Origin of the sequence: Phenylobacterium sp. (assembly GCF_028290885.1) — a bacterium.
Lineage (GTDB): Bacteria > Pseudomonadota > Alphaproteobacteria > Caulobacterales > Caulobacteraceae > Phenylobacterium.
In genome coordinates this window covers 1-3,383 of record NZ_JAQGIZ010000283.1, presented here as the reverse complement: position 1 = coordinate 3,383, position 3,383 = coordinate 1, and the positions used below count along the sequence as shown (strand labels likewise).

The window sequence follows — 3,383 nt, the reverse complement described above, 5'->3', positions numbered from 1 at the left end:
CTCGAGGTATTTCTTCAGCCGCGCGACCTGTTCGCCCAGCACCATGTCGACTGGCCCCGCCAGCGTCTCGGCGAGGCCGCCCTTGGCGTAGCCGCCGACGTCATAGGTCATCGTCAGCTCGGTATTCTGGTTGGCGGGTTTCAGGGTGATCCCCAGGTTGCCGGAGGCGCCGGTGAGCTGCATCGGCCCAAGGCCGCCATTCAGCCGCAGCGTCGTCGCGCCGTCGTTGTAGACGATGGTCATGTGCCGGACCGCGCCGCGCTTCAGCCGCTCGCAAAAGCAGCCCGAGGGGTCGAAATAGAGGTTCTTGGCGTCGCCCGACCAGCTGTGTTGGCTTGACCACCACCTGTCCGGCCGCATCAGGGCGTCCCAGACCTTGGCCGCCGGCGCAGCGATGGTGGCCTTTTCGGTGACCTCGAACCCGGCGGCCGACTTGTCGGTCACCTCCGCATGCGCCGCACCGCCCAGCATGGCCGCGGCCAGCGCCAGTCCCATCAGCGTCTTCATGGATCGCTCCCTAAGCCCGCTCGAAGCTTAGCGGCGCCCCCCAGAAGGCTGCAACCAGGCTCGACTGGGCGCCGGGACGGCCGGTGGTCAAAAAGCGACGAACGGCGTCCGATCCGGTCGTGAACTCCGGGTGCCGCTCGAAATAGCGCGCCAAGGCGTCGGCTGTGGCCTGCGGCTGGTGGATCAGCGGCGTGCCGGGCGGCAGGGCCTCGCGGAAGAGGTCGGCGGTGATCTCATAGTGGGTGCAGCCGAGGATCGCCCGGTCGGGCGCGCGGCCGATCCGGGTGGCGATCGCCTTCACGTGGCCGGCGATGGCGGCGGCCAGTTCGTCGCGCGGCGCGCCCGCCTCGATCAGGCCGGCGAGCTCCGGGCAGGGCTGCGAGAACACCGCCACGTCCTGGCGGCGCTTGTCGATCTCGATCTCGTAGACGCGGGACGCCGCCGTGGCCGGCGTCGAGAACACCGCCAGGATGTCGAGCTTCTCCACCTTGTCGCCGCGCCGCTCGGCCTCGTGCTCCCAGGGCAGGCCGGTGGCCGCCTCGATGGTCGGCACGATGATGCCCAGCACGTTCACCGGCCGGCCGAGCCCGCGCCGATAGCCGGGCAGCCAGGTCTGCTGCAGGCGGCGCAGCGCAATGCCCGAGGCGGTGTTGCAGGCCAGGACCACCAGGTCGCAGCCCTCGGCGAACAGCCGCTCGCAGCCGGTGCGGGTCAGGTCGACGATCTCCTCGCCGGGTCGTCCGCCGTAGGGGGTGTTGGCCTGGTCGGCCAGGTAGATGAAGTCGGCCGCCGGGAAGCGCTCCACCAGCCTGTGGTGCACCGACAGCCCGCCCACCCCGGAATCGAACACGCCGATGGCCATGGGCCGGTGTTAGCGGGCGGCCGGGCGGCTGTCACGCCTTCCACCCGCCCGTCCCGCCCGCTAAGCGTGACGGGCGCAGACCGCTGGGAGGGGTTTCATGACGGGGTGGGACACGCTGAATCGCCGCGGCCTGCTGCTCGGTTCAGCCGGCGTTGGGCTGCTGGGCCTCGGCGGATGCGCAACCGCCCTGGCCCCTGCCCCGAACCCCGTGGCCCCGAGCCCCGTGCCCCCAAACCCCGTACCCTATGCCGAGCGCCGGCCGCCGATCATGCCGGTGCATGCGCGGATGGACCGGCTGTTCGACATCACCGTCTGCCTGCGTCCGTTCCGCGCCCAGGGGCCGAGGCTGGATACCGAGCAGGTCGGCGACACCCTGGTGGTGCACAACTACGGCCACGGCGGCTCGGGCTGGTCCCTGTCTTGGGGATCCGGGACGATCGCGGTCCGCAAGGCGATGGCCGCCAGTCCGGCCGAGATCGCCGTGGTCGGCTGCGGCGCGCTGGGCCTCACCTCCGCCATCCTGGCCCAGGAGGCCGGCGCCAAGGTGACCATCTACGCCAGGGAGCTCATGGCCGACGCCCGTTCGGCCCGCGCCACCGGCAGCTGGACGCCGGACAGCCGCATTGCGCTTGCCGGCGCCGCCGGCCCTCAGTTCGGCGACCTGTGGGAGGAGATGGCGCGCACCTCGTTCAAGCGCTACCGCCGCTACCTCGGCCTGCCAGGCGATCCCGTCGAATGGACCGAGCGCTACTACCTCTCCGACCCCGCGCCCGATCCGGCGCCGCACGAGCCGCCGGCGGCCGAACCGCTCGATTTCGCCGAGTATGTCCATCGCATCCGCGACATCAGTCCGAGCGCGGAAGTGCTGCCGGCCGGCGCGACGCCCTTCCCGACCGCCCAGGTGCGCCGCACCTCGTTGATGCAGTTCAACATCGCCGACCTTGGCCACACCCTGATGGCCGATTTCCTCGCCGCCGGCGGCCGCATCGAGCGGCGCGAGTTCCACAGCCTGGGCGACCTCGCCGGGCTCAGGCAGAAAGTGGTCATCAACTGCCCGGGCTACGGCGCCCGCACGCTGTGCAAGGACGAGACGGTCACCCCCGTGCGCGGCCAGATCGCCTGGCTGATCCCGCAGCCCGAGGTGAACTACGGCGTGTACTACAAGGGCGTCAGCATGCTGTCCCGGCGCGACGGCATCGTCGTCCAGGCGCTGTGGGGCGGCGACATGTTCGGCTATGGCGACGACCGTGAGGTGATCGACCGCGCCGAGGCCGAGCGCGGGGTGAACGTCCTGGCCGAACTCTACGGGCGGATGACGTGACGCAGCCCGTTCCGCGGCGTGACGGCAGGCAAGCTATTACCTAAGGTCGCGTCCACGCGATATTTCCTCCCGGAGTTTCAATGCAACGGCGTACGTTTCTCGCGGCTTCTACCGCCATGGCCGCGACCTCGATGATATCCAGCACCGCCCGCTCTCAGACCGCCGCCAATCCGCTGACCCGGCCGTGGACCGGGCCCTACGGCGGCCTGCCGCCCTTCGGCCAGGTGAAGGTCGCCGACTTCCAGCCCGGGCTGGAGGCCGCCATGGCCGAGGAGCTGGCCGAGATCGAGGCGATCGCCAACAATCCCGCGCCGCCGACCTTCGACAACACCATCGCGGCCATGGAGCGCACCGGCCACGCCAGCAACCGGATCGACACGATCTACGGCATCTGGAGCGACACCCTCTCCAATCCCGAGGTGCGGGCGGTGGAGAAGGAGATGGAGCCGAAGCTGGCCACGCACCGCGACCGGATCCTGCAGAACGAAAAGCTCTTCCGGCGCATCGAGGCGGTCTATGAGGCGCGCGACACCGCCGGCCTGACGCCCGAACAGAAGCGGCTGGCCTGGCTGCGCTGGAACGGCTTCGTGCGCGCCGGCGCCAAGCTCTCGCCCGGGGCCAAGGCCCGCGTGGCGGAGATCAACAAGGAGCTGGCCGGGCTGTTCACCACCTTCAACCAGAACCTGCTGGCCG

General features: G+C 70.4%; 3 protein-coding genes and 1 pseudogene. 2 read left to right on the top strand and 2 right to left on the bottom strand.

Annotated elements, in window-relative coordinates:
- Positions 1-507 (bottom strand): SRPBCC family protein (locus JWP28_RS18565; RefSeq protein WP_299545270.1); only part of this gene is annotated, 507 nt, incomplete at its 3' end.
- 10 nt (positions 508-517) lie between these two features.
- A complete protein-coding gene (locus JWP28_RS18560; RefSeq protein ID WP_299545269.1) occupies positions 518-1,369 on the bottom strand; it encodes an aspartate/glutamate racemase family protein in 852 nt (283 codons plus the stop codon).
- A 97-nt stretch (positions 1,370-1,466) separates the two neighbouring features.
- Here JWP28_RS18560 and JWP28_RS18555 point away from each other — a divergent pair, with 97 nt between their 5' ends.
- Positions 1,467-2,690, top strand: coding sequence for an FAD-binding oxidoreductase (locus JWP28_RS18555; RefSeq protein WP_299545268.1), 1,224 nt, complete (start codon positions 1,467-1,469; stop codon positions 2,688-2,690).
- A gap of 131 nt (positions 2,691-2,821) precedes the next feature.
- A pseudogene (locus JWP28_RS18550) lies at positions 2,822-3,383 on the top strand (M3 family peptidase); the annotation flags it as partial.

Bases quoted from the DNA above. Each gene is read 5' to 3' on its own strand.
- JWP28_RS18555 (WP_299545268.1), top strand. From the start codon at position 1,467: ATGACGGGGTGGGACACGCTGAATCGCCGCGGCCTGCTGCTCGGTTCA.
- JWP28_RS18560 (WP_299545269.1), bottom strand. From the start codon at position 1,369: ATGGCCATCGGCGTGTTCGATTCCGGGGTGGGCGGGCTGTCGGTGCAC.